The sequence below is a fragment of the Streptococcus sp. Marseille-Q6488 genome (assembly GCF_946902925.1).
Classification (GTDB): Bacteria; Bacillota; Bacilli; order Lactobacillales; family Streptococcaceae; genus Streptococcus.
In genome coordinates, this window is sequence record NZ_CAMPPZ010000009.1 from 124,462 (window position 1) to 151,055 (window position 26,594).

The 26,594-nt window shown below is 41.9% G+C and carries 20 protein-coding genes; 17 read left to right on the forward strand and 3 right to left on the reverse strand.

The features are described 5' to 3' along the window. Positions 1-156 precede the first annotated feature (156 nt). From OVN23_RS05210 to OVN23_RS05285, 16 genes are all read left to right on the forward strand, one after another. Positions 157-2,265 carry a type I restriction-modification system subunit M gene (locus OVN23_RS05210; protein WP_173219920.1) on the forward strand — a complete coding sequence of 703 codons (2,109 nt, stop codon included), beginning with the start codon at positions 157-159 and terminating at the stop codon, positions 2,263-2,265. Then, positions 2,258-3,508 (forward strand): restriction endonuclease subunit S, encoded by a 1,251-nt coding sequence (locus OVN23_RS05215; RefSeq protein WP_173219917.1) that lies wholly within the window; start codon positions 2,258-2,260, stop codon positions 3,506-3,508. The genes OVN23_RS05210 and OVN23_RS05215 overlap by 8 nt, the downstream gene beginning before the upstream one ends. Further along, positions 3,508-4,413 carry a hypothetical protein gene (locus OVN23_RS05220; RefSeq protein WP_173219914.1) on the forward strand — a complete coding sequence of 302 codons (906 nt, stop codon included), beginning with the start codon at positions 3,508-3,510 and terminating at the stop codon, positions 4,411-4,413. The genes OVN23_RS05215 and OVN23_RS05220 overlap by 1 nt, the downstream gene beginning before the upstream one ends. Before the next feature lie 60 nt (positions 4,414-4,473). Then, entirely contained in the window at positions 4,474-7,446 is a 2,973-nt protein-coding gene (locus OVN23_RS05225) for a type I restriction endonuclease subunit R (RefSeq protein WP_173219912.1), read from the forward strand. A 123-nt stretch (positions 7,447-7,569) separates the two neighbouring features. Then, a complete protein-coding gene (locus OVN23_RS05230; RefSeq protein ID WP_173249593.1) occupies positions 7,570-9,183 on the forward strand; it encodes a ribonuclease Y in 1,614 nt (537 codons plus the stop codon). Positions 9,184-9,321: 138 nt separating this feature from the next. Beyond that, a complete protein-coding gene (gmk, locus tag OVN23_RS05235; protein ID WP_000775041.1) occupies positions 9,322-9,948 on the forward strand; it encodes a guanylate kinase in 627 nt (208 codons plus the stop codon). Between the two features lie 24 nt (positions 9,949-9,972). Next, positions 9,973-10,287 (forward strand): DNA-directed RNA polymerase subunit omega, encoded by a 315-nt coding sequence (gene rpoZ, locus OVN23_RS05240; protein ID WP_000979235.1) that lies wholly within the window; start codon positions 9,973-9,975, stop codon positions 10,285-10,287. A 65-nt stretch (positions 10,288-10,352) separates the two neighbouring features. Further along, positions 10,353-12,749: a primosomal protein N' gene (locus OVN23_RS05245; protein ID WP_267240748.1), complete on the forward strand. Its 2,397-nt coding sequence runs from the start codon at positions 10,353-10,355 to the stop codon at positions 12,747-12,749. A gap of 12 nt (positions 12,750-12,761) precedes the next feature. Further along, complete coding sequence (gene fmt / locus OVN23_RS05250) at positions 12,762-13,697, forward strand: methionyl-tRNA formyltransferase (RefSeq protein WP_267240749.1); 936 nt, start codon at positions 12,762-12,764, stop codon at positions 13,695-13,697. After that, positions 13,690-15,003, forward strand: a complete 1,314-nt coding sequence (rsmB, locus tag OVN23_RS05255) for a 16S rRNA (cytosine(967)-C(5))-methyltransferase RsmB (RefSeq protein WP_173219900.1) — start codon at positions 13,690-13,692, stop codon at positions 15,001-15,003. The genes fmt and rsmB overlap by 8 nt, the downstream gene beginning before the upstream one ends. A gap of 14 nt (positions 15,004-15,017) precedes the next feature. Further along, entirely contained in the window at positions 15,018-15,758 is a 741-nt protein-coding gene (locus OVN23_RS05260) for a Stp1/IreP family PP2C-type Ser/Thr phosphatase (RefSeq protein WP_000406237.1), read from the forward strand. Then, positions 15,755-17,734 carry a serine/threonine-protein kinase StkP gene (stkP, locus tag OVN23_RS05265; RefSeq protein WP_267240750.1) on the forward strand — a complete coding sequence of 660 codons (1,980 nt, stop codon included), beginning with the start codon at positions 15,755-15,757 and terminating at the stop codon, positions 17,732-17,734. The genes OVN23_RS05260 and stkP overlap by 4 nt, the downstream gene beginning before the upstream one ends. Positions 17,735-17,848: 114 nt before the next feature. Next, positions 17,849-18,607 carry a threonine/serine exporter family protein gene (locus OVN23_RS05270; RefSeq protein ID WP_218764350.1) on the forward strand — a complete coding sequence of 253 codons (759 nt, stop codon included), beginning with the start codon at positions 17,849-17,851 and terminating at the stop codon, positions 18,605-18,607. Position 18,608: 1 nt separating this feature from the next. After that, positions 18,609-19,058 carry a threonine/serine exporter family protein gene (locus OVN23_RS05275; protein WP_000176934.1) on the forward strand — a complete coding sequence of 150 codons (450 nt, stop codon included), beginning with the start codon at positions 18,609-18,611 and terminating at the stop codon, positions 19,056-19,058. 112 nt (positions 19,059-19,170) lie between these two features. Further along, on the forward strand, positions 19,171-20,343 hold the full coding sequence (locus OVN23_RS05280; RefSeq protein ID WP_267240787.1) for a hydroxymethylglutaryl-CoA synthase: 1,173 nt from the start codon (positions 19,171-19,173) through the stop codon (positions 20,341-20,343). Continuing rightward, entirely contained in the window at positions 20,343-21,617 is a 1,275-nt protein-coding gene (locus tag OVN23_RS05285; protein ID WP_267240751.1) for a hydroxymethylglutaryl-CoA reductase, degradative, read from the forward strand. The genes OVN23_RS05280 and OVN23_RS05285 overlap by 1 nt, the downstream gene beginning before the upstream one ends. A 56-nt stretch (positions 21,618-21,673) precedes the next feature. On the opposite strand, the gene OVN23_RS05290 is transcribed toward OVN23_RS05285, so the two are convergent. From OVN23_RS05290 to OVN23_RS05300, 3 genes are read right to left on the reverse strand one after another with little or no spacing between them, the layout of a single operon-like run. Beyond that, entirely contained in the window at positions 21,674-21,799 is a 126-nt protein-coding gene (locus OVN23_RS05290) for a hypothetical protein (RefSeq protein ID WP_033689216.1), read from the reverse strand. A gap of 6 nt (positions 21,800-21,805) precedes the next feature. Then, positions 21,806-22,771 carry a LacI family DNA-binding transcriptional regulator gene (locus OVN23_RS05295; RefSeq protein WP_267240752.1) on the reverse strand — a complete coding sequence of 322 codons (966 nt, stop codon included), beginning with the start codon at positions 22,769-22,771 and terminating at the stop codon, positions 21,806-21,808. After that, positions 22,752-24,206 carry a glycoside hydrolase family 32 protein gene (locus OVN23_RS05300; RefSeq protein WP_267240753.1) on the reverse strand — a complete coding sequence of 485 codons (1,455 nt, stop codon included), beginning with the start codon at positions 24,204-24,206 and terminating at the stop codon, positions 22,752-22,754. The genes OVN23_RS05295 and OVN23_RS05300 overlap by 20 nt, the downstream gene beginning before the upstream one ends. 379 nt (positions 24,207-24,585) lie before the next feature. On the opposite strand from OVN23_RS05300, the gene OVN23_RS05305 reads away from it, so the two are divergent. After that, complete coding sequence (locus OVN23_RS05305) at positions 24,586-26,472, forward strand: sucrose-specific PTS transporter subunit IIBC (RefSeq protein WP_267240754.1); 1,887 nt, start codon at positions 24,586-24,588, stop codon at positions 26,470-26,472. Positions 26,473-26,594: the final 122 nt, after the last annotated feature.

Sequence of the window (26,594 nt, forward strand, 5' to 3'; positions counted from 1 at the left end):
TTTTTTGGAAAATGACAGAAGCCCTAGTACAAAAGACAAAAACTCAGTAAAGAAATTTAGTATATGAACTTCTATCTTTACCCTTGAATACGCTTTATAACTCGTATTTTGTGGTATAATGAAGAGAATTGTTAATAATAAAAACAGGGGAAGTAAATGTCTAATTTCAAAGAAAAATTACCACTATTCCAAGCAAATGACATCCAAATTTCTAATGATGTCAATACGGTTTGGTCTATCGCTAACACCCTTAGAGGAGCTTATCGAGCAGATAAGTATCGCGATGTCATCATTCCAATGTTTGTCCTGACTCGTTTAGAAGCTGCCTTGCTGCCAACCAAGGATCAGGTGGTAGCACAATACAAAGCAAATCCCAATACACCTGAGAAAGTGTTGGAGAAACTTTCAGGCTATCGTTACTACAATGTTAGTCCTTTTACGTTGGCAAATCTTCAAAACGATCCAAATGCAATCGAGGAGAATTTTCTAGCCTATCTGGATGGCTATTCCTATCGTGTCAAGGACATCATTGAAAACCTAAAATTTAAAGAGCAAGTCCGTACCCTAGCCCAGAGTGGTCGTCTTTTCACGGTTATTAAAAAGTTCTCTCAAATTGATTTGTCTCCAAGTTCAGTTGATTCTATGCGTATGGGATACATGTTTGAGGATATCATCCGCCGATTTTCTGAAAATGAGGAAGCGGGGTCTCACTATACCCCTCGTGAAGTTATCGCTCTGATGGTCAACCTACTCTTGATTGAGGCAGACGAAGAACTTTTTGTTGATAAAAAAGAGTTGAAAATACTAGACATGGCCGCTGGAACTGGGGGAATGCTGGCTACAGCTAAAAGCTATATCCGTCAGTTGAATACGGGAGCCACTGTCCGTCTCTTTGGTCAGGAAGTTTTGCCTGAAACCTTTGGGATTGGTCGTGCAGATATGCTAATTCGTCAGGAAGACTCTGATTATTTTGTGAAGGTGGATACCTTAAAAGATCCAGATCCTTTCCCAGATACTAAGATGAGCTTTGTCATCGCTAACCCTCCCTTTGGTCAAGCTTGGGGTGGTAAGGATGCGGATGATGGGGTTGAGGATGCAGTTAAGAAAGATCATCAACTCTTTGATAAAACAGAAGGTCGTCAAGGTCGTTTTGTTGCGACTCCAGGAACTGGAGATGCTCAACTACTCTTCCATCTTCATGCTCTTGCAAAATTAGAAGAAAATGGCCGTGCAGCCATCATTTCAAATGGGTCTCCCCTCTTTTCAGGTGGGACGTCATCGGGAGAAAGTCAGATTCGCCGTTATATCCTTGAGAATGATTTGCTAGAAGCTATAGTCGCCCTTCCAGGTCAATTTTTCTATAACACAGGAATTGGGATTTATATCTGGATTTATAATAAAAACAAGTCTCCTGAGCGCCAGAACAAGGTTCAGTTTATCGATGCGACGGAGGAGTTTATTCCTCTACGTAAATCTCTAGGTCAAAAACGCCGTGAGTTGTCCCAAGATAATATCCGTCAGATCCTTCACTGGTACGATGATTTTCAAGAAAATGACCATGTAAAAATCTTTGACAATCAAGAGTTTCTCTATCGAGAGTTTACAGTTATGCAACCTCTGCAACGTCGTGGCCATATAAGTGAAGAAACAATTGAGAAAGCGAAAAGTGTTCCTTTCCTAGCTAAACTATTTGATGAATACAAGTATCAAGAATTGCTAGAGATGGAACCACGTTCAGCCAAGGATGAGAAAAAATTACAGGATCTTGTAGCTGGTAAGATCAAGCAAGAAGCTATCCTGACAGCTCTTGCTAAGGGAAGCTCTGATAAGACCTATCCTAACTTTGAGAACTTTGCCCAAGTCATCAAGGACTTGCTGGGAGAGTTTAAGCTTACGCCTGCCAATGTCAATGCGCTAGCCTTAGCTATGAGTGAAATGGACAAAACAGCAGAAGTTATCCGAACCAAGAGGAAAGACAAGGCAAATGAGATTGCCGATGGGATTGTCTATGATAAGACCACCAAGGACAGTGAAATCGTTAAGCTGACAGAGGATGTGGAAACCTACTTTGCGCGTGAGGTCTATCCCCATGTACCTGACGCCCACTACTGGTTTGATGAGGAAAAGGGCTATGGAGCCGAGATTCCTTTTACCCGCTATTTCTATCACTACCAAGCACCAGAGAGTGCTGAGAAGTTATTGGCAGAGTTCTATGACTTGGAAGCAGAACTACAGACTCTCTTGGAGGAACTAAAACATGACTAGGATGAAAGAGAGTGGCATTGACTGGATCGGACAGATACCAGAAGAGTGGGAGATTTCTAAAATAAAATTCACAACACAGCTTAATGGTAGAATTGGTTGGCAAGGATTAACATCAGCTGAATATAAAGAAGAAGGACCATATTTAATTACTGGAACTGACTTTCACAATGGAACAATTAATTTTGAAACAGCTGTACATATTGATGAAAAACGTTGGTCAGAAGCTTCACAGATTCAAGTTGAAAATGGTGACTTACTAATTACGAAAGATGGTACGGTAGGTAAAGTAGCTATTATTTCAGGGCTTGATGATAAAGCTTCGTTAAATAGTGGTGTGTTAAGAATCCAAACAATTGATGAGATTGATAGAAAATTTTTATACTATGTTTTATTATCAGATGAATTTTGGATGTGGTTTAACTATACAAATTCAGGGGCTAGCACCATTTTACATTTGTATCAAAATGTATTTGATGAATTCACTTTTACATTTCCTCAAAAAAATGAACAACAAAAAATTGCTGATTTTCTAGATAAGAAAACCGCCCAGTTAGATAAAGCTAAAGCATTACTGGAGGAGCAGATTCAAAAGCTCAAAGATTACCGCTCTAGCTTGATTTATGAGACTGTCACAAAAGGACTGGATAAAACAGTCCCAATGAAAGATTCGAGTATCGACTGGATTGGAGAGGTGCCTGAAGGGTGGGGAGTGAAACGATTAAAATATTTGGTAGAAATTTCAACTGGAACAAGTAACACTCAAGATAGGACTGTAGAGAGCGAAGGATATCCTTTCTTTGTTAGATCTCAAAATGTTGAAAAACTTCCGACATATACTCATGATACAGAGGCTATTTTAACAGCTGGTGATGGGGTAGGAGTAGGGAAAGTTTTCCATTATTATAAGGGGAAATTTACTGCTCATCAAAGAGTGTATATTTTATCAAATTTTAAAAATATTGAAAGTAAATTTTTATTTTACTATGTATCAATTAATTTAAAAAATGAAGTATCATTAGGGGAAGCAAAATCAACTGTAGATTCTATACGAATGCCTATGTTATCGAATTTTATGGTATCAATACCTTCATCTACCGAACAACATAATATTTCTAATTATTTAGATTGTGAAATTAAGCGAATTCAGGCAATGATTGAAATCAAACAAAATCAAATTGAAAATATTGATAAACAACGACAAACTCTTATTTATGATTATGTGACAGGGAAGAGGAGGGTGTAATGGATACAGAAATAGGAGAATATAGTTATTCTATTCGATGGATTTTTGAGGATTCTAAAAAACATGAGTTAGATGCTAAGACACTATTAAAATCTGAACAAAATTTAGCTGATTTTTTATATGAAATAACCAATCAATTTGGTCTCTCAATTGAAATTAGAGCATTGGCGAGAGATAAAGGCAGTTTTAAATCGGAGTTTAAAATTTTATGGAAAAAGAATCTAGACAAAATTTTTATAGCTGGTATTACGTCTATTATTTCAATAAGTCTTACTGCTTTTTTTCAACAAGTTCAAGAACCTAAAAGTACAACGTTAGATCGTGAAAAATTAGTACTTGATTTACAAGAAAAAATAAATAAGGGAGATCTGACACTAGAGCAGGCAAAGATATACATTGAAGAATTTTCTAGCCTTGCTAAGTACAAAAATGCTTTTTTTAAAGCAAATAAAATTGATAAAGAGATTTCAGAAATCGAGATAACACAAGAAGGAAAAGTAACCAGTAATATAGGTAGTGGCGAATTTGATAATTACATTTCTAATAATCAGACTAGTGAGACAGTTATTTACGATGCTAAAGTTTATATTATATCTCCTGTGTTAGTAGCTGGTGTAACAGAAAAGTGGACAGGTGAGTATGAAGGGGATAAAATACGTTTTAGTGTCAAAGACAAGGACTTTTTAGAAAAATCACAAAACAAAGTTATTTCGTTCAACACAGGTTTTTTCATAAGATGTAAATTACGAAAGATTGATAAAAGTATTGCTGGTAAGGAGCAGTGTGCATGGGAAGTTCTGGAAGTTACTCATTATGCTGTAGATGATGAACATGTCGTCGAATTTGAACACCGTATAAAATCTAAGAATAAAGAAATTTCTGGTCAAATGACCTTATTTGACTGATAGAAATTTGATTGGAATGTATCGAATAATATAATTTTAAAATCAAGAAAGTGAGAAACTATGGCAAATTTGGGCTTAAAGGAGCGCTATGATTTCCAGCAGTGGATTATCAAAGACTTGAAAGAAAAAAATGGCTATATCCAGCGGGACGCTACTTGCTACGATCCTAGATTAGCCATGGATGTGGAACTCCTGTGGGATTTTCTGATGGAGACCCAGGAGGAGACCATGGACTATCTCCTTAAAAAACTGAGTAAGGAGACAATCGTCAATCTGATTAATAAAGAAATCGTCAAGGGTGGCTTTTTATTCGCCTTAAAAGAGGGAATCTTTATTGAAAATAAACAACTTCGTCTTCTTTATCGTAAACCTGCGACTAGTTTTAATGAAAAGACTGTTCAACAATACCAAGCCAATTGTCTATCTGTTATGGAAGAAGTGGTTTATGAGGAGAGCGACCGCATTGACCTTGTTATCTTTATCAATGGATTAGCACTATTTGCTATCGAACTTAAGTTTAATCCCAGTGGTCAGTCTGTACAGGATGCTATCAGGCAGCTCAAGGGACGCAATCCTAAGAATCGTCTTTTCCGTTTTGAACAGGGAGTCTTGGCTTCCTTTGCAGTGGATACCCTAGAAGTCTATATGACGACGCAATTGAAAGGACAAGAAACCTATTTTCTACCTTTTAATGTGGGGAAAGGGGAAGGTATTGAGATGGGAAGTGGCAACCCTCACAACCCTGATGGTGTCGATACAGACTACTTGTGGCTTGATGTCTTGACCAAGGATAGTATTCTCCAGTTAATAGAGAGTTTTATCTTTTTTGAGATGGATAAGCATAAAAAGAAGACCCTGATTTTCCCGAGATACCATCAGCGAAGAGCAGTTAGCCGTCTCCTAGAGGACATGAAAGTCAACCATACTGACAGTAATTATCTGATTCAGCATTCGGCTGGTTCTGGTAAAACCAATACCATAGCATGGTTGGCTCATAGTTTGGTATCGCTCCATGATGAACAAAATCAAAATATTGTGGATACTGTATTAATCGTTACAGACCGTATCGTAGTTGACCGTCAATTACAAGAAGCGGTCAAGGAAATCTCCCACAAGCCTGGAGTGGTCAAGGTAATGGGCGACAAAGAAACCTCCAGTGACTTAGCGGATGCGATTGCAGGAAATACAAAAATCATAGCTACGACTATTCATAAGTTTGCCCAAATCAACCAATCTAACTGGATGTCTGTAGGGAATACTGCGAAAAAGAAATTTGCCATCCTGATTGATGAAGCTCACAGTTCAACGACAGGATCCTATATGAGTTCGGTTAGTCAAGTCTTGACAGAAACAGATACAGAAGATGGAACTATCGATGAGATTCAAGAAGTAAGTGTTGCGGACGCTATCGAGAAGGAGATTGCTCGGACAGGTAAGCAGGACAATGTCTCAATCATTGCCTTCACTGCAACTCCCAAGGCGACAACTCTACAGCTATTTGGTACAACACAAGCAGATGGTTCTAAAGCTCCTTTTGATGTTTATAGTATGAAGCAAGCTATTGAGGAAGGTTTTATTCTAGATGTTTTAGATAACTATACGACTTATAAGACCTATTACAAGCTCAATAAAGCAGTCGAAGAAGATCCTGAGCTAAAAACGACTCTTGCCAAGCGTAAGATTGCAAAGTTTGTAGAATTATCTGATGAAAATATCAATCAAAAGGTTGAAATTATCATGGATCACTTTATCAGTCATGATATTATGGCTGAATTGGGTGGTCAAGGTAAGGCTATGATTGTGACTTCGGGTCGTGAGGCAGCAGTTAAGTATCAATTGGCCTTTCAAAAGTACTTCAAAGACCACAGTATCACCAGTATTGGAACCCTGATTGCCTTTTCTGGCAAGGTTGATTACCAAGGTAGTGAATATACTGAGTCGCAAATGAATCAGGTCAAGGAAGATTATTTGAAAGATCATTTTGATACGGAGGACTACCAAATCCTGATTGTGGCAAATAAGTATCAGACAGGGTTTGATCAACCAAAACTGGTTGCTATGTATGTGGATAAAAAGTTGCGAAGTGTTGCTGCGGTGCAAACATTGTCTCGTTTGAATCGTATCTATAGAGGCTACAACAAGAAGACCTTTATCCTTGATTTTAAAAATACTTATGACGATATTCGCTCAGCTTTTTCTCCCTACTACCGTGAGACTATTTTAGCAGATACAGTCACACCTAGCGATGTCTTGACCTTGGATCGGAAAATTGATGAGTATGGTATTTTGGACAGTGATGTTGTTCATGAGTTTAATCAATTCTTATACCAAGAAAAGAGAAACAGCAGAGAAAAACAAAAGATGGTTTCTCTGTTAAATCAAGGTTATGATAGAGTTAGACGGTTTGATGAGAAAGAACAACTTTCTATTCGAAAGGTTATTCGAGGTTTTCTTAGAATGTATACTTTCTTGATTCAGGCAACTGCTTATCAAAATGAAGTTCTGCACGAACGTTATAATTATCTGCAAAGCCTTGTCAAGATGATTGATGTTCGCATTGGAGGAAATGATTTTACAATAGCAGATAAGATCGTAGTGGACTATATGAAACATAAGCAAACAGGTTCTTTCAGGTCAGTTTCTGAATTGGAATATCATCCAGAGTTAATACTTACCAAGCCAAGTACTGGAGGTGTTACGACTGACCAGGAGAAGCGTTTATCTGAAATCTTAGATGAAATTAACGAACAGTTGGATTTGGATATTGATCACCAAGTCGGTCTAAGTGGAGCGGTATCCATTCGTGAATTGATGAAAAAGAATCCGAGACTAAAGCAATCTGCTCGTGTCAACTCCAGAGAAGACTTCGTTTTTGCTTTTGAAGAAGAGATTGACAATGCTCTCATAGAAGGATACTCTCAGAGTCAAGATTTATTTGGTGCTCTATTAAATAATGATTCTTTCAAGAAGAGATTAGCAGATATATTTATTGATGATGTGTTCAAAAGTTTGAAGGGATCCGAAGAAGTGTAATCCTAAAATTCAGACTAATTTCCCCAAAACATATTCTATTTTAGGTTTGTGAAAATCACTTTTTTATGGTAGAATGTAAAAGAATGTATGTCATTCGGAATAACAATAAAATGAGGTAAAAACATGGAAATCATGTCGCTTGCGATTGCTGTTTTTGCCGTCATCATTGGTTTAGTCATTGGATATGTCAGCATCTCAGCTAAGATGAAATCATCTCAGGAAGCTGCGGAGTTGATGCTTTTAAATGCTGAACAAGAAGCAACTAATTTACGTGGACAAGCTGAGCGTGAAGCGGATTTACTTGTTAATGAAGCTAAGCGTGAAAGCAAGTCTCTTAAAAAAGAAGCACTATTGGAGGCCAAAGAAGAAGCCAGAAAATACCGTGAAGAAGTGGACGCTGAATTCAAATCAGAACGTCAAGAACTCAAACAAATCGAAAGTCGTTTGACAGAGAGAGCTACTAGCCTTGACCGTAAGGACGACAATTTGACGAGTAAAGAACAAACACTTGAACAAAAAGAACAAAGTATTTCTGATAGAGCGAAAAACCTTGATGCGCGTGAAGAGCAATTAGAGGAAGTCGAAAGACAAAAAGAAGCAGAACTAGAGCGTATTGGTGCCCTGTCTCAGGCAGAAGCACGAGATATTATCTTGGCTCAGACAGAGGAGAACTTGACCAAGGAGATTGCCAGCCGTATTCGTGAAGCTGAGCAAGAGGTCAAGGAACGTTCTGACAAAATGGCCAAGGACATCCTGGTTCAAGCTATGCAACGTATTGCTGGTGAATATGTAGCGGAGTCAACAAACTCAACAGTTCATCTACCAGACGATACTATGAAGGGACGCATTATTGGTCGTGAAGGTCGTAACATTCGTACCTTTGAAAGTTTGACAGGGGTCGATGTGATTATCGACGATACACCAGAAGTGGTGACCTTGTCAGGATTTGACCCGATTCGTCGTGAGATTGCCCGTATGACTATGGAAATGTTGCTCAAAGATGGTCGTATCCACCCAGCTCGTATCGAAGAGTTGGTTGAGAGAAACCGTCAAGAGATCGACAATAAAATCCGTGAATACGGTGAGGCCGCTGCCTATGAGATTGGTGCGCCAAACCTTCATCCAGACTTGATGAAGATTATGGGTCGTTTGCAATTCCGCACTTCTTATGGACAAAATGTTTTGCGTCATTCGATTGAGGTTGCTAAGTTGGCTGGTATTATGGCCAGTGAGCTTGGTGAAAATGCGGCTCTTGCCCGTCGTGCTGGCTTCCTTCACGATATCGGGAAAGCCATTGACCGTGAGGTTGAAGGTAGCCACGTTGAAATCGGTATGGAATTGGCTCGTAAGTATAAGGAACACCCAGTTGTGGTCAATACGATTGCTAGCCACCATGGCGATGTTGAAGCTGAGAGCGTGATTGCAGTGATCGTCGCTGCAGCAGATGCCTTGAGCGCAGCCCGTCCAGGTGCTCGTAGTGAGTCTCTTGAAAGCTACATCAAACGTCTTCATGATTTGGAAGAAATTGCTAACGGCTTTGAAGGAGTACAAACTAGCTTTGCCCTTCAAGCAGGACGTGAAATTCGTATCATGGTCAATCCAGGACAAATCAAGGACGACAAAGTCACAATCTTGGCTCACAAAGTTCGTGAGAAAATTGAAAACAATCTCGATTACCCAGGAAATATCAAGGTAACCGTGATTCGCGAGCTTCGTGCAGTAGATTATGCTAAATAAATAAGAAAGAGCAGTTGAAAAATTACTGCTTTTTTGTTACACTAGATAGAAAGACTGTAGAAGGATAGTTTGTGTAAAATGCTACTATCTGAAGGAAAATTTTATTTTATTTTTACAGACTGACTAAAAGGAGACACAATGGCAGACCGAGGCTTACTAATCGTTTTTTCTGGTCCTTCAGGGGTTGGAAAAGGAACGGTTAGAAGAGAGATTTTTGAGAGTTCTGAAAACCAATTTCAATACTCTGTATCGATGACGACACGCGCACAACGTCCTGGAGAAGTGGACGGTGTTGACTATTTCTTCCGTACTCGTGAAGAGTTTGAAGAGCTGATTCGTCAAGGACAGATGTTGGAATACGCAGAATATGTCGGCAACTACTATGGAACTCCTCTGACCTATGTCAATGAAACCTTGGACAAGGGAATCGATGTTTTCCTTGAAATTGAGGTTCAGGGCGCTCTTCAGGTCAAGAAAAAGGTTCCAGATGCTGTCTTTATCTTCCTGACACCACCAGATTTGGATGAATTGCAAGATCGTTTGGTAGGACGTGGAACAGACAGTGCAGAAGTAATTGCTCAGCGAATCGAAAAAGCCAAGGAAGAAATTGCCCTCATGCGTGAGTATGATTATGCGATCGTCAACGATCAGGTGCCCCTAGCTGCTGAGCGTGTCAAACGTGTGATCGAAGCAGAACACTTCCGTGTGGATCGTGTCATTGGTCACTATCAGGAGATGTTACCAAAATCTCCAACTACTCGATAAAATTTAGAAAATAGGTACAAGTAAATGATGTTAAAACCCTCTATTGATACCTTGCTCGACAAGGTTCCTTCAAAATATTCACTCGTAATCTTGGAAGCAAAACGTGCCCACGAATTGGAAGCAGGTGCGCCAGCAACTCAAGGTTTCAAGTCTGAAAAATCAACTCTTCGCGCTTTAGAAGAAATCGAATCAGGAAACGTTACAATTCACCCAGATCCAGAAGGAAAACGTGAAGCAGTGCGTCGCCGTATCGAAGAAGAAAAACGCCGCAAAGAAGAAGAAGAAAAGAAAATCAAAGAGCAAATCGCTAAAGAAAAAGAAGATGGTGAAAAGATTTAAGGTTGGGGGGACTCAATCTTATTTTTTCTATTGCAAGAATGTACTGACAAGGAGGAGGTGAGAAGATGACCCTAGCTAAGATTATCGTAGATGTGCCCTTGATGCAGACGGACCAGCCCTATAGTTACAGAATTCCTGAGGAATTTGAGGGAATGTTGGAAGTTGGAATGCGGGTACATGTGCCTTTTGGTAAGGGGAATCGCCTGATTCAAGGAATTGTTCTTGGTTTGAAGTCTCAATCAGAAGGAGAAGAGATAGAGCAAGATTTAAAAGATATTGCCGAGGTGCTGGATTTTTCTCCTGTTCTCACGCAAGAACAACTCTGGCTGGCTGAGGAGTTACGCAAGTCCGTCTTCTCTTACAAGATCTCCATCCTCAAGGCTATGTTACCGGGATTTCTGAACTCTAGCTATGACAAGATTCTCTATCCTATGGCAGGTCTGAGTCAGGAAGACCGAGAGCGCTTGTTTGGTTCAGAAGATTCGCTTGCCTTTTCTTCTCTGGATTTAGCTAAGCAAGCTGAAATGATGCGTTTGACTAGAAAAGGACTGCTTGGGCTAGAATATCAGGCAATTGATCAAAAGAAGGTCAAGACCCAGTCTTGGTATGAGGTGAATCTTGCTCAATTAGAAGATGTCGAGATTTCTGCACGTGCCAAGAAAAAGTTAGAATTGAGAGATTACTTGCTTTCTCATCCTGAGAGTGCTTCCTTGGCTAGTTTGCTAGAGTTCTATTCGAGGGACCAAGTTAACTTCTTTGTGGAACAAGGTGCTGTGACCATAGTTCAAAAGGAAGTTCAACGTTCGGCTGCTTATTTTGAAGGCATTGAGGCAAGTCAGCCTTTGGAGTTGAATCCAGAGCAAAGACAGGCGCGTGATGCAGTTGTCAGTGCGATTGGCAGTCATCAGCCTCCCTTCCTCCTTCAAGGGATTACAGGAAGTGGGAAGACCGAGGTTTACTTACAAATAATCCAAGGAGCCTTGGACAAGGGCAAAACAGCTATTTTGCTGGTGCCTGAGATTTCCTTGACTCCGCAAATGACAGAGCGTTTTATTGCACGTTTTGGAGGCAAGGTAGCCATTCTTCACTCAGGCCTATCCAATGGTGAAAAGTACGACGAATGGCGCAAGGTGGAGAGAGGTCATGCCCAAGTTGTGGTTGGCGCCAGATCGGCCATCTTTGCTCCGCTGAAAAATCTAGGTGTTATGATTATCGATGAGGAGCATGAAGCGACTTATAAGCAGGACAGCAATCCACGCTACCATGCCAGAGAGGTGGCTATTTTACGGGCACAGTGTAATCAAGCGGCTTTAGTCCTTGGTTCTGCAACGCCGAGCTTAGAGAGCCGTGCGAGGGCTGGCAAAGGCGTCTATCAACACTTACATCTAACCCAACGTGCCAATCCTTTGGCTAGGATCCCTGAGGTTCAAGTGATTGACTTTCGTGACTATATCGGACAAAACGAGACGTCAAACTTTACGCCTCCTTTGCTAGAAGCCATCCAAGACCGTCTGGCTAAAAAAGAGCAGGTGGTTCTCATGCTCAATCGTCGTGGTTATTCTAGCTTTGTCATGTGTCGGGAGTGTGGGACGGTGGATACGTGTCCTAACTGTGACATTTCCTTGACCTTGCACATGGATACCAAGACCATGAACTGCCATTATTGTGGTTTCTCGAAGGACATTCCTCAGGCCTGCCCTAACTGTAAGAGTCGCAGTATTCGTTACTACGGGACGGGAACTCAGAAGGCCTATGACGAGCTGGCAGAGCTTTTTCCTCAGGCACGCATTCTGCGCATGGATGTGGATACGACTCGCAAGAAAGGGAGTCATCAAGCTCTGCTTGACCAGTTTGGACAAGGGGAAGCGGATATTTTACTAGGTACTCAGATGATTGCCAAGGGATTGGATTTTCCCAATGTGACCCTAGTCGGAGTGCTCAATGCGGATACAGCCTTGAATCTGCCTGATTTCCGTTCTTCTGAGAGAACCTTCCAGCTCTTGACTCAGGTGGCAGGCCGTGCAGGCCGGGCTGAAAAAGCTGGTCAGGTCCTGATTCAGTCTTACAATCCTCAGCACTACGCTATTCGATTTGCCAAGGATCAGGACTACGAAGGCTTTTACGCTTATGAAATGGGAATCAGACGACAACTTGGTTATCCACCTTACTATTTCACGATTGGCATTACCCTTTCTCACAAGAAAGAAGAAGAGGTTGTCAAACGTGCCTATGAAGTTATGAACATTTTGCGATCAGGCTTGTCAGAGACCAGTCACATTCTGGGGCCAACGCCCAAACCCATTGCCCGTACCCACAACCTCTATCATTACCAGATTTTAATTAAATACCGTTTAGAAGATGAGCTGGGGCCGACCCTCAATCAGGTTTTGGCCCTGACTCAAGAACGGGAAAATAGTGAGCTCCGTCTCAGCATTGACCATGAGCCACAGCAATTTTTATAAGAAGGAGAAGATATGACAAAATTAATCTTTATGGGGACACCCGACTTTTCAGCAACAGTTTTAAAAGGGCTTTTGACAGATGACCGTTACGAAATTCTAGCCGTTGTGACCCAACCAGACCGTGCTGTCGGTCGTAAAAAAGTGATCCAAGAAACCCCAGTCAAGCAGGCTGCCAAAGAGGCAGGACTTCCTATCTACCAACCTGAAAAACTATCTGGAAGTCCAGAGATGGAAACTATTATGCAGCTAGGAGCAGATGGAATTGTGACTGCTGCTTTTGGGCAGTTTCTCCCAAGTAAACTCCTTGATAGCATGCACTTTGCGGTCAATGTTCACGCCTCCCTTCTTCCAAAACACCGAGGTGGTGCGCCTATCCATTACGCCTTGATTCAAGGGGATGAGGAAGCTGGCGTGACCATTATGGAAATGGTTAAGGAAATGGATGCAGGGGATATGATTTCTCGTCGCAGTATTCCTATCACAGATGAGGACAATGTTGGAACCTTGTTTGAGAAATTAGCTCTTGTTGGTCGTGACTTGCTTTTGGATACTTTGCCTGCCTACATTGCTGGTGACATCAAACCGGAACCGCAGGATCCGAGTCAGGTTACCTTCTCTCCAAATATCAAGCCAGAGGAAGAAAAACTGGACTGGAACAAAACCAATCGTCAACTCTTTAACCAAATCCGAGGCATGAACCCCTGGCCTGTTGCCCATACTTTCCTTAAGGGTGACCGCTTTAAGATTTATGAAGCCCTACCAGTAGAAGGTCAGGGAAATCCAGGAGAGATTCTCTCTATCGGCAAGAAAGAATTGATTGTCGCAACGGCAGAAGGGGCTCTATCCCTCAAACAAGTTCAGCCTGCTGGTAAACCTAAGATGGACATCGCTTCCTTCCTCAACGGAGTTGGACGGACATTGACTGTAGGAGAACGATTTGGTGACTAAAGTAGAAACGGCTAGAAGTTTAGCCCTAGCAGTATTAGAGGATGTTTTTATCAATCAAGCATACTCAAATATCGCCTTAAATAAACACCTCAAGGGGAGTCAGCTCTCTGCAGCAGACAAGGGCTTGGTAACCGAGTTGGTCTATGGAACGATAACCCGTAAACTGACTCTGGAATGGTACCTATCCCACTTTATCGAAGACAGAGACCAGTTAGACAGCTGGCTTTATGTCCTGCTTCTCATGAGTGCCTACCAGCTTCGCTATTTGGATAAGATTCCAGACCATGCTGTGGTCAATGAAGCAGTAGAATTGGCCAAAGTCCGTAAAAAAGGCAGTGAAAAATTGGTCAATGCCCTCCTTCGTCGTATCTTGCGTGAAGGCTGGCCAGATATTGCTAGCATCAAGCGAAAAAACAAGCGTGATTCCATTGCCTATTCTCTCCCGGTTTGGCTAGTTGCCAAGCTCAAGGAAGAATACGGAGAAGAGCGAGCACAAGCTATTTTTGAAAGCCTTTTGGTGCGAAACAAGGCCAGTATTCGTGTAACAGACCTAAGTCGAAAAGAGGAAATCCAAGCCTTGTTGGAGGCTAGTGATTCGTCCTTGTCTTCTTCTGGTCTGGTTAAGGAGCAGGGGCATTTTGCAGGCCATGATTTGTTTTCAGAAGGGGCTATAACCATCCAAGACGAATCCAGTCAATTGGTTGCTCCGACGCTTGATTTAAAAGGTGATGAACGAGTGCTTGATGCCTGTGCGGCTCCGGGTGGAAAAACAGCCCATATAGCCTCTTATCTCACGATAGGTCAGGTCACTGCTCTGGACTTGTACGACCACAAGTTGGATTTAATCCAAGAAAATGCCCAACGTTTAGGAGTTGCAGATCGGGTTCAAAGGCAAAAATTAGATGCCAGAAAGGTGCATGAGTTTTTTGGTCAGAATTCCTTTGATAAGATTTTGGTGGATGCTCCTTGTTCAGGAATCGGTCTTTTGCGCCGAAAACCAGACATCAAATACAATAAAGAAACGGCAGATTTCGCGTCATTACAGGAAATTCAGCTAGAAATATTAGGTAGTGTTTGTCAAACACTAGGCAAAGGTGGTATAATAACTTATAGTACCTGTACTATTGTCTCAGAGGAGAATTTTCAAGTCGTTGAAGCGTTTTTAGAAAGTCATCCTGAGTTCGAGCAGGTAAAGCTAGAACATGAATGTAAGGATATCATGAAAGACGGCTGTATCCTCATTACACCTGAATTGTATGGAAGTGATGGATTCTTCATCAGTCAATTTCGCAAGATATCGGATTAGGAAGGAACTGACACATGGAAATTTCATTATTAACAGATGTTGGTCAGAAACGGACAAATAACCAAGACTATGTCAACCACTATGTCAATAGAGCTGGACGTACCATGATTATTTTAGCTGATGGGATGGGAGGTCATCGCGCAGGGAATATCGCTAGTGAAATGGCGGTAACAGACCTAGGTATAGCTTGGGTCGATACCCAAATCGATACAGTCAATGAAGTGCGTGAATGGTTCGCCCATTACCTAGAAATTGAAAATCAAAAGATTCACCAGCTTGGTCAGGATGAAGCTTACAGAGGCATGGGAACTACTTTGGAAGTCCTTGCTATTATTGATAATCAGGCTATCTATGCTCATATTGGTGATTCGCGTATCGGCTTGATTCGTGGAGAAGAATACCATCAGTTGACGAGCGACCATTCCTTGGTCAATGAGTTGCTCAAGGCTGGTCAATTGACACCAGAAGAGGCAGAAGCTCATCCTCAAAAAAATATTATCACCCAGTCTATCGGGCAAAAAGATGAAATTCAGCCTGATTTTGGGACAGTTATCCTTGAGTCAGGTGACTATCTCTTGCTCAATAGTGACGGCTTGACCAACATGATTTCAGGCAGTGAGATTCGTGATATTGTAACCAGTGATATTCCTTTAGCAGATAAAACGGAGACACTTGTTCGTTTTGCTAACAATGCAGGAGGTTTAGACAACATTACGGTTGCCCTTGTTTCTATGAACGAGGAGGATGCAGAATGATCCAAATCGGCAAGATTTTTGCCGGACGCTATCGGATTGTCAAACAGATTGGTCGAGGAGGCATGGCGGATGTCTACCTAGCCAAAGACTTAATCTTAGATGGGGAAGAAGTGGCAGTGAAGGTTCTGAGAACCAACTACCAGACGGACCCGATAGCTGTAGCTCGTTTTCAGCGTGAAGCGAGAGCTATGGCAGATTTAGACCATCCTCATATCGTTCGGATAACAGATATTGGTGAGGAAGACGGTCAACAGTACCTAGCTATGGAGTATGTGGCTGGACTTGACCTTAAACGCTATATCAAGGAACACTATCCTCTTTCTAATGAAGAGGCCGTCCGTATCATGGGACAAATTCTTCTCGCCATGCGTTTGGCTCATACCAGAGGAATTGTTCACAGGGACTTGAAACCTCAAAACATCCTCTTGACACCAGATGGGACTGTCAAGGTTACAGACTTTGGGATTGCAGTAGCCTTTGCTGAGACGAGTCTGACTCAGACTAACTCGATGCTGGGTTCAGTTCATTACTTGTCACCAGAGCAGGCGCGTGGTTCGAAGGCGACTGTACAAAGTGATATCTATGCCATGGGGATTATTTTCTATGAGATGCTGACAGGTCATATTCCTTATGACGGGGATAGTGCGGTGACCATCGCCCTCCAGCATTTCCAGAAACCACTGCCGTCCGTTATTGCTGAGAATCCATCTGTGCCCCAGGCTTTGGAGAATGTTGTTATCAAGGCAACTGCTAAGAAATTGACAGATCGCTATAAATCAGTTGCTGAAATGTATGTGGATTTGTCTAGTAGTTTGTCTTATAATCGTCGTAATGAACCAAAGCTGGTCTTTGACGATGCGACTAAGGCGGACACCAAGACTCTACCAAAAGTATCCCAGAGCACCTTGACCTCGATTCCTAAGGTTCAAGCGCAGACAGAACACAAACCAATCAAAAAAACAAGTCAGGCTGTGACAGAGGAAACTTACCAACCACAAGCACCGAAAAAACGTAGATTTAAGATGCGTTACCTGATTTTTTTGGCCAGCATTGTATTGGTGGCAGCTTCTCTTATTTGGATACTATCCAGAACTCCTGCAACCATTGCCATTCCAAATGTGGCAGGTCAGACAGTTGCGGAAGCCAAGGAAACGCTCAAGAAAGCCAATTTTGAGATTGGCGAGGAGAAGTCAGAGGCCAGTGAAAAGGTGGAAGAGGGGCGGATTATCCGTACAGATCCTGGCGCTGGAACTGGTCGAAAAGAAGGAACGAAAATCAATTTGGTTGTCTCATCAGGCAAGCAATCTTTCCAAATTAGTAATTATGTCGGCCGGAAATCCTCTGATGTCATAGCGGAATTAAAAGAGAAAAAAGTTCCAGATAATTTGATTAAAATTGAGGAAGAAGAGTCGAATGAGAGTGAGGCTGGAACGGTCATGAAGCAAAGTCTACCAGAAGGTACGACCTATGACTTGAGCAAGGCAACTCAAATTGTTTTGACAGTAGCTAAAAAAGCTACGACGATTCAATTAGGGAACTATATTGGACGGAACTCTACAGAAGTAATCTCAGAACTCAAGCAGAAGAAGGTTCCTGAGAATTTGATTAAGATAGAGGAAGAAGAGTCCAACGAAAGCGAACCAGGAACGATTATGAAACAAAGTCCAGGTGCAGGTATCCCTTATGATTTGAGTAAACCTACTCAAATCGTCTTGACAGTAGCTAAAAAAGTTACAAGTGTTGCCATGCCGAGTTACATTGGTTCCAGCTTGGAGTTTACTAAGAATAATTTGATTCAAATTGTTGGGATTAAGGAAGCCAATATAGAAGTGGTAGAAGTGACGACAGCGCCTGCAGGTAGTGCAGGAGGCATGGTTGTTGAACAAAGTCCTAGAGCAGGTGAAAAGGTAGACCTCAATAAGACAAGGGTCAAGATTTCAATCTACAAACCTAAAACAAGTTCAGCTACTCCTTAAAATCAGATGGATAATCAAAATGAGTAATCAATCTTTGTCATGTTTTCATGGCAAAGATTTTTTTTGACTCCGGATTTGTGATAGAATAGAAGAAGTTGATAAAAGGAGGAAAGCATGGAAGAATCAAAAGAATTAAACGCTGTTATCGATGTGATTATGCTAGCAGGAACCATTCTCCTTAAAAGTGGTTCAGAGATTCATCGTGTAGAAGATACCATGATTCGTATTGCGCATTCGCAGGGGATTGTGGATTGCAATGTTCTTGCCATGCCTGCTGCTATCTTTTTCTCCATTGAAAACACCAATATTTCGCGCATGAAGCGCGTGACCTCCTCTTCTTATAACATCGAAAAAGTTTGCGATGTCAACCAGATTTCTCGTCAACTGGTTGGGGGGCGGATTGATTTAGAGACAGCCTTCAAGCAATTGACGGCTTTGCAAGCCCAACCCCTTCCCTATACTAAGTTGCAGGTAACTCTGGCTGCGACCTTAAGTGCTCCTTTCTTTTCGGTTATGTTTAGTGGAAATATCTACGACGCACTTGGGGCAGGAGTGGCGACCTTATTTGGTTTTGCCTTTTCCCTTTATGTGGAGAAGTTTATCCGAATTCCCTTTGTGACAGCCTTTGCTGGAGCCTTTGTCTTTGGGATGATTGCCCAGTTTTGGGCTCGCTACACAGGCTTTCCTTCAACGGCAGATTTGATTATAGCTGGTGCGGTCATGCCGTTTGTTCCAGGAATTGCCTTGACCAATGCGGTTCGTGATATTATGACCAACCACATAAACTCTGGTATGAGCAAGATGTTTGAATCCCTACTCATTACCCTTGCTTTAGGGGCAGGAACTTCTGTCGCCTTGGTATTGATGAACTAATATGACACTAACAACCTTTTTATTACAAGCAGTGGCAAGTCTTCTTGCTATTATCACTTTTTTAATCGTACTCAATGTGCAACGCTCTATGCTCTTACCTGGAGGGATTTTGGGCATGGTTGTCTGGCTAATCTATCTCTTGCTCAAGGAACCGACCAATGTTATTGTTGCTACCTTCATTGCCGCCATTATCGGTTCTTGTGTCAGCCAGATTTTAAGTATTCTTTATAAGACTCCTGCTGTGGTCTTTATCTTGGCCATCTTGGCACCCTTGGTTCCGGGTTATCTCTCCTATCGGACAACTGCCTTTTTTGTGACAGGAGACTATAATAAAGCGCTGGCAAGTGCGACCTTGGTTGTCATGCTGGCTTTGGTGATTTCCATTGGAATGGCTAGTGGAACAGTGATTCTTAGACTTTATTCTTACTTACGAAAACAGCATAAAAGTTAGATTCATAAGAGGCTTGATTTGGTGAATCAAGTCTTTTTTCTCTCTTTTATTGCCATTTGTGATAAAATAGTACTGAACGATTTTTTACATGAATGATAAAACAGAGGTAAATATGACAATCGGTATTGATAAGATTGGTTTTGCGACCAGTCAATATGTCTTGAAGTTACAAGACTTAGCAGAAGCGAGGGGCATTGACCCTGAAAAATTAAGCAAAGGACTCTTACTCGAGGAATTGAGTATTGCGCCCCTAACTGAGGATATTGTGACCTTGGCGGCTAGTGCAAGTGACTCTATTTTAACTGAGCAAGAAAGACAAAAAATTGACATGGTCATTGTGGCGACCGAGTCAGGAATTGACCAGAGTAAGGCTGCGGCCGTCTTTGTGCATGGCTTGCTGGGCATCCAGCCTTTTGCTCGTAGTTTCGAGATTAAAGAAGCCTGCTATGGAGCGACAGCTGCCCTTCATTATGCCAAATTGCATGTGGAAAATTCTCCAGAGTCCAAGGTCTTGGTCATTGCCAGTGATATTGCCAAATACGGTATTGAAACTCCAGGAGAACCCACTCAGGGTGCTGGAAGTGTGGCCATGTTGATTACACAAAATCCACGCATGATGGCCTTTAATAATGACAATGTAGCTCAGACTCGTGACATCATGGATTTCTGGCGTCCAAATTACTCAACAACTCCTTATGTAAATGGTGTCTATTCTACCCAACAATATTTGGATAGTTTGAAAACGACTTGGATTGAATACCAAAAACGCTACCAGCTTACTTTAGATGATTTTGCGGCTGTTTGTTTCCATTTGCCTTACCCTAAATTAGCGCTAAAAGGCTTGAAAAAAATCATGAATAAGAACCTACCCCAAGAGAAAAAAGACCTCTTGCAAAAGCATTTTGACCAGTCTATTCTCTACAGTCAAAAGGTGGGGAATATCTACACAGGTTCACTTTTCCTTGGACTTTTGTCTCTCTTGGAAAATACAGAGAGCCTGAAAGCTGGAGATAAAATTGCTCTTTATAGTTACGGAAGTGGTGCTGTGGCTGAGTTCTTCAGTGGTGAATTGGTTGAAGGATATGAAGCATATCTAGATAAAGACCGCTTGAACAAGCTCAACCAACGAACTGCCCTATCCGTTGCAGAATATGAAAAAGTCTTCTTTGAGGAAGTAGAGTTAGATGAAACAAATTCTGCCCAGTTTGCTGGCTATGAAAATCAAGATTTTGCCTTGGTTGAAATTGTTGACCACCAACGCCGTTATAGCAAGGTTGAAAAATAATGAAGATAAGTTGGAATGGATTTTCTAAAAAATCATACCAAGAGCGCCTCGAGCTGTTAAAAGCTCAGGCGCTCCTTAGTCCTGAGAGACAAGCGAGTCTGGAGCAGGATGAACAGATGAGTGTGACTGTGGCAGACCAGCTGAGTGAGAATGTGGTGGGAACTTTTTCACTGCCTTATTCGCTGGTTCCAGAGGTTCTAGTTAACGGTCAGGAATACACAGTTCCCTATGTGACAGAAGAACCCTCAGTGGTTGCTGCGGCCAGCTATGCCAGCAAAATCATCAAGCGAGCAGGTGGTTTTACTGCGCAAGTCCATAAGCGCCAAATGATTGGGCAGGTAGCTCTTTATCAAGTTGCTAATCCTGAACAAGCCCAAGAAAAGATTGCAAACAAAAAGACTGAGCTCTTGGAACTTGCCAATCAAGCCTATCCTTCTATCGTTAAACGCGGGGGTGGGGCGCGCGATCTACATATAGAACAGATTGAAGGCGAAACAGACTTTCTCGTTGTTTATCTCCATGTCGATACCCGAGAAGCTATGGGTGCTAATATGCTCAACACCATGCTAGAAGCCTTGAAACCAGTCTTAGAAGAACTCAGTCAGGGACAGAGTCTCATGGGGATTCTTTCTAATTACGCGACCGATTCTCTGGTGACTGCAAGTTGTCGCGTCGCCTTTCGATATTTGAGCCGTCAAAAGGATCAAGGACGAGAGATTGCGGAGAAAATTGCATTGGCTAGTCAGTTTGCGCAGGCTGATCCTTACCGAGCTGCTACTCATAATAAAGGGATATTTAACGGTGTTGATGCAATTTTGATTGCCACTGGTAATGACTGGCGTGCTATTGAGGCAGGAGCTTATGCTTTTGCCAGTCGAGACGGACGCTACCAAGGTCTTAGTCAATGGACGCTGGACCTTGAAAGAGAAGAATTGGTTGGTCAAATGACTCTTCCTATGCCTGTAGCAACCAAGGGCGGCTCTATTGGTCTCAACCCTCGTGTAGCCCTCAGTCATGAACTACTGGGAAATCCTTCTGCCAAAGAATTAGCCCAGATTATCGTGTCTATCGGGCTTGCCCAAAATTTTGCGGCCCTCAAAGCCTTGGTGAGTACAGGGATTCAGCAAGGCCACATGAAATTGCAGGCTAAATCCTTAGCTCTCCTAGCAGGTGCTAGTGAATCCGAGGTAGCTCCCCTAGTTGAGCGTCTGATCGCAGATAAAACCTTTAACCTAGAGACTGCCCAGCGTTATCTAGAAAACTTAAGATCATAAAAAACTCAGACAGATCGGTCTGAGTTTTCTTGTGCTTATACTCTTCGAAAATCTCTTCAAACCACGTCAGCTTCGCCTTGCCGTAGATATATGTAACTGACTTCGTCAGTCTTATCTACAACCTCAAAGCAGTGCTTTGAGCAGCCTGTGGCTAGCTTCCTAGTTTGCTCTTTGATTTTCATTGAGTATTAAATACTTTTTCCTGGTAATAATGTAACTGGTAAGAAGTAACCGGTTGTTGCGACTTCCTTGCCTTCGATCTTCTGCAAGAGGAGGTCAACAGTGAGGCAGGCTATCTCTTCCAAAGGTTGCTTGATAGTAGCTAGTTGAGGATAGTAATTCTCGATAAAGTAAGTCCCATCATATCCGATGACCTTGAGCTCTTCAGGGACAGAAATGCCTAGTTCCTGAGCAATTTTAATGACTAGAATAGCTGTCAAATCATCTGAAGCAAAAATGGCATCTGGTTTCTGACGAGTCAAGATATTTTTGATTTCCATTTCTTTTCTGACTGGAGAAAAGTCACTGGAAACATTGATAATAGGAGCTTTTGGGAGTACAGATGCAAAACCAGCGTGGCGTAGTCCAGTTGGAGAATTTGAATTGTCATTCCCTGTAATCATGATGATAGACTGGGCACCTGTCTTGACTAAGGTCTGGGCAGCAAGAACTCCACCAGCATAGTTGTCAGAGGAAACGACAGGAATGTCTGGCGATAGGTTTCGGTCAAAGGAAATAATCGGCGCTGTCACACGATTGTAGTCTTCGATTCCCAAGTTGTGACTACCCGAAATGATGCCGTCCACCTGATTGGCTCCTAACATTTCGATGTATTCACGTTCCTTCTCAGAATCGTGCTCACTGTTGCAGATGATGGTCTTATAACCATTTTTGAAGAGTTGGTGTTCCAGCTTATCAATCAATTCTGCATAGAAAACGTTAGAAATATTGGGGAAAATCAAACCGATTAACTTAGCTGATTTTCCTTGTAGACTGCGAGCTAGGTTGTTGGGTTTATAGCCCAATTCTCGCATGGCTTCATTGACTTTTTGAATGGTTTTCTCAGAGAGATACCCTTTTTTATTGATAACCCGAGAAACGGTAGTAGGGCTGACGCCTGCAAGTTTGGCGACATCAGTTAGTTTTGCGACCATAATCTAATTCATAGTAAGTTCCAGTTGGGTTTCCAGATTTGATGAGGATACCATTTTGGTCCGCATGTGGGAAGACACGACCAGAAAATACTTTTTCTCCTTTATTGATGAAAATTTCAAAGACAGAGTTATCGATGAAGATTGTAGCAGTAGTAGCCTGATTCTCGATAGGGCAAGAACGTGTAGTTCCAAATTCTTGGGCATACTGTTCACCAGCCTGGCTACGATCCACTGTCACTTGACCATTTACAAGGTCAAAGTTGATGGAAAGTCCCTTGCCTTCTTGATCAGCAAGTAAGACAATCTCGCTCTGGCTATTGGCTTCCAAGTTGAGTTCGAGTTCGTAAGTGTTCTTGGTTTGGGCACGGTTTGAGAAAGGTTCGTCAGAAGCACGAAGGTCCTTGATAGCTGCGACGGGGTATTGGTAGAGTTTGCCGTCTTTGATAGTGAGTTCCTTGACCAAAGAGAAGGTTCCTTGGTGGTCAAAACGGTCAGATGGATATGAAACATCAGGCAAGCCAAGCCAGCTAACAGCTAGAGCACGTCCATCAGGAGCGTTGAAGGCTTGAGTTGCATAGGCTTCGAAACCATAGTCCATGTTTTGAAGTTGAGATACATCTACCATTTTAGCATTTTCAGGGTTAAAGGAAGTCCCGATCTTATACATATTTGGAAAGATATTATCGTAGTCTAGAACTTTCTTATCCAATCCTTGTGGGCAGTAGAGAAGGACAGGTTGCTCCTCTACAAAGACCAGATTTGGACATTCCATCATGTAGGCAGTGCGGTCGTTAGCAAAGTCAAGGTCGCCAACAGCTTGCCAGTTTGTATAGTCGTTGTCAACAGCCTTGTAGAGACGGACGAAGCCTTTTTTCTCCAAGTCCTGTCCACCGACGATGGCATAGTATTGACCTTTAAAATTAAAAATTTGCGGGTCGCGGAAGTGGTCAGTAGAGTCTGCTGGCTGGTCAATCAAGATCTTGTCAATCTTGGTAATCTTACCATCCTTATCCATCAAAGCTCCAATCTGGTAAGGGTGACGGATCCAGTTTTCATCGCGAACATTTCCTGTATAAAATAGGAACAAGTTATCGCCAAACTGCATGGCAGAACCAGAGTAGGCACCGTGGCTATCTAATGGAGTATCAGGCAAAACTTTGACTCCAGTTTCTGTGAAATGAACCAAGTTCTCACTTTCCAATTGAACCCAAGATTTCAAACCGTGGGCTGCACCAAAAGGAAAGTTCTGATAAAAAACAATCCACTTTCCATCAAAGTAAGAAAAGCCATTTGGGTCGTTAAGAAGTCCTGTTTTTGGCTCAACATGATAATGAGTATGCCATGGAGATTGTGCCATATTTTCTTTAATATTCTTAATTTCTTCTTGCGTCCAATCTTGATAAAGTCTGTAACGACGCTCAGTTGTCCATTCCATTCTTCTATTCCTCCAAAAATCTTATCACTTTTAATAGTAACCGTTTTCGGAAAAAAAAGCAAGACTTTTATGTTAAAAAAGAGAAAAAACTGTCAAACGTTTATCATAAAATAAATGCAGGAAATCAATCAAATTTTCACAAAAATATGAAAGAGAATGAAATAAAACCCTTTTAACCAAGATTTTAAACTTATTTTTTTAAGGAACACCTGATAAAACAGTCAAAATCAATCAATCTAAAGCGAGCAAACTAAGTGGATAGAATATTTTTTCTGCAAAACGCTTGACATATTTCTAAAACATGATAAAATAATAGTCGTAGGGCGAATAAAATCGCTTTCAAACAAGAACAAAATTTTATATAAGGAGATTTTTGCAAATGAACAATCAGGAAATTGCAAAAAAAGTCATCGATGCCTTGGGTGGACGTGAAAATGTCAACAGTGTAGCTCACTGTGCGACTCGTCTTCGTGTCATGGTCAAAGATGAAGGAAAAATCAATAAAGAAGTGATTGAGAACTTGGAAAAAGTTCAAGGTGCTTTCTTTAACTCAGGTCAATACCAAATCATCTTTGGTACTGGTACAGTAAACAAAATGTACGATGAAGTTGTTGCACTTGGTTTACCAACATCATCTAAAGATGACATGAAAGCAGAAGCTGCTAAACAAGGGAACTGGTTCCAACGTGCTATCCGTACTTTCGGTGACGTTTTCGTTCCAATCATCCCAGTTATCGTAGCGACAGGTCTCTTCATGGGTGTGCGTGGTCTTTTCATTGCTCTTGAAATGCCACTTCCAGGAGACTTTGCAACTTACACACAAATCTTGACAGATACAGCCTTCATCATCTTGCCAGGTTTGGTTGTTTGGTCAACCTTCCGTGTATTCGGTGGTAACCCTGCCGTTGGTATCGTTCTTGGTATGATGCTTGTTTCTGGCTCACTTCCAAACGCTTGGGCAGTTGCTCAAGGTGGTGAAGTAACAGCTATGAACTTCTTTGGTTTCATCCCTGTTGTTGGTTTGCAAGGTTCCGTTCTTCCAGCCTTCATCATCGGGGTTGTCGGAGCTAAATTTGAAAAAGCTGTCCGCAAGGTCGTTCCAGATGTCATTGACCTTTTGGTAACACCATTCGTGACACTTTTGGTTATGTCTATCCTTGGACTATTTGTCATCGGACCAGTCTTTCACGTTGTTGAAAACTACATCCTTATCGCGACAAAAGCGATCCTTAGTATGCCATTTGGTCTTGGTGGTTTCTTGATTGGTGGGGTTCACCAATTGATCGTCGTGTCAGGTGTGCACCATATCTTCAACTTGCTTGAAGTTCAATTGCTTGCTGCTGACCATGCTAACCCATTCAACGCTATCATCACTGCTGCTATGACAGCTCAAGGTGCTGCAACTGTTGCGGTTGGTGTTAAAACTAAAAATCCAAAACTAAAAACACTTGCTTTCCCAGCTGCTCTTTCTGCCTTCCTCGGTATTACAGAGCCTGCTATCTTCGGGGTGAACTTGCGCTTCCGTAAACCATTCTTCCTCTCATTGATTGCTGGTGCAATCGGTGGTGGATTGGCTTCTATCCTTGGACTTGCTGGTAATGGTAGTGGTATCACCATCATCCCTGGTACAATGCTTTATGTTGGTAACGGACAACTTGCCCAATACCTTCTTATGGTAGCTGTATCATTTGCACTTGGTTTTGCTCTTACTTACATGTTTGGTTATGAGGATGAAAAAGAAGTTGCTACTGAAGCGGCGACAGAACGTTTGGTCCAAGAAGAAACAACTGGCAACATTCCAGCAGCTCTTCAAAATGAAACACTTGTAACTCCTATCGTCGGTGATGTTGTCGCTCTTGCTGATGTCAATGACCCAGTCTTCTCAAGTGGAGCTATGGGACAAGGTATCGCTGTGAAACCAAGTCAAGGTGTGGTTTATGCACCAGCTGATGCTGAAGTTTCAATCGCATTTCCAACAGGGCACGCTTTTGGTTTGAAAACAAGAAATGGTGCTGAAGTCTTGATCCACGTTGGTATCGACACTGTAACAATGAACGGTGAAGGTTTTGAAGCAAAAGTTGCTCAAGGTGACAAGGTGAAAGCAGGAGATGTTCTTGGAACATTTGACTCAAACAAAATCGCTGCAGCTGGTCTTGATGATACAACAATGGTTATCGTTACAAATACAGCTGACTACGCTTCAGTAGCTCCAGTCGCAACAGGTTCAGTTGCGAAGGGGGATGCTGTGATCGAAGTGAAAATCTAATCAATCCTCTCTAATGTGAAAACGAACAAATGACATGTTTGTTCGTTTTTGCTTGAATGGTAAGATTTACAGAGGAAAATCTAAAAAATAGAGAAATTTAGCCTTTCGAAATATGCTATAAT

What these genes read in the sequence shown, in the direction of transcription:
- OVN23_RS05210 (WP_173219920.1), top strand. Translation starts at nt 157, where the DNA reads ATGTCTAATTTCAAAGAAAAATTACCACTATTCCAAGCAAATGACATC.
- OVN23_RS05215 (WP_173219917.1), top strand. Translation starts at nt 2,258, where the DNA reads ATGACTAGGATGAAAGAGAGTGGCATTGACTGGATCGGACAGATACCA.
- OVN23_RS05220 (WP_173219914.1), top strand. Translation starts at nt 3,508, where the DNA reads ATGGATACAGAAATAGGAGAATATAGTTATTCTATTCGATGGATTTTT.
- OVN23_RS05225 (WP_173219912.1), top strand. Translation starts at nt 4,474, where the DNA reads ATGGCAAATTTGGGCTTAAAGGAGCGCTATGATTTCCAGCAGTGGATT.
- OVN23_RS05230 (WP_173249593.1), top strand. Translation starts at nt 7,570, where the DNA reads ATGGAAATCATGTCGCTTGCGATTGCTGTTTTTGCCGTCATCATTGGT.
- gmk (WP_000775041.1), top strand. Translation starts at nt 9,322, where the DNA reads ATGGCAGACCGAGGCTTACTAATCGTTTTTTCTGGTCCTTCAGGGGTT.
- rpoZ (WP_000979235.1), top strand. Translation starts at nt 9,973, where the DNA reads ATGATGTTAAAACCCTCTATTGATACCTTGCTCGACAAGGTTCCTTCA.
- OVN23_RS05245 (WP_267240748.1), top strand. Translation starts at nt 10,353, where the DNA reads ATGACCCTAGCTAAGATTATCGTAGATGTGCCCTTGATGCAGACGGAC.
- fmt (WP_267240749.1), top strand. Translation starts at nt 12,762, where the DNA reads ATGACAAAATTAATCTTTATGGGGACACCCGACTTTTCAGCAACAGTT.
- OVN23_RS05260 (WP_000406237.1), top strand. Translation starts at nt 15,018, where the DNA reads ATGGAAATTTCATTATTAACAGATGTTGGTCAGAAACGGACAAATAAC.
- stkP (WP_267240750.1), top strand. Translation starts at nt 15,755, where the DNA reads ATGATCCAAATCGGCAAGATTTTTGCCGGACGCTATCGGATTGTCAAA.
- OVN23_RS05270 (WP_218764350.1), top strand. Translation starts at nt 17,849, where the DNA reads ATGGAAGAATCAAAAGAATTAAACGCTGTTATCGATGTGATTATGCTA.
- OVN23_RS05275 (WP_000176934.1), top strand. Translation starts at nt 18,609, where the DNA reads ATGACACTAACAACCTTTTTATTACAAGCAGTGGCAAGTCTTCTTGCT.
- OVN23_RS05280 (WP_267240787.1), top strand. Translation starts at nt 19,171, where the DNA reads ATGACAATCGGTATTGATAAGATTGGTTTTGCGACCAGTCAATATGTC.
- OVN23_RS05285 (WP_267240751.1), top strand. Translation starts at nt 20,343, where the DNA reads ATGAAGATAAGTTGGAATGGATTTTCTAAAAAATCATACCAAGAGCGC.
- OVN23_RS05290 (WP_033689216.1), bottom strand. Translation starts at nt 21,799, where the DNA reads ATGAAAATCAAAGAGCAAACTAGGAAGCTAGCCACAGGCTGCTCAAAG.
- OVN23_RS05295 (WP_267240752.1), bottom strand. Translation starts at nt 22,771, where the DNA reads ATGGTCGCAAAACTAACTGATGTCGCCAAACTTGCAGGCGTCAGCCCT.
- OVN23_RS05300 (WP_267240753.1), bottom strand. Translation starts at nt 24,206, where the DNA reads ATGGAATGGACAACTGAGCGTCGTTACAGACTTTATCAAGATTGGACG.
- OVN23_RS05305 (WP_267240754.1), top strand. Translation starts at nt 24,586, where the DNA reads ATGAACAATCAGGAAATTGCAAAAAAAGTCATCGATGCCTTGGGTGGA.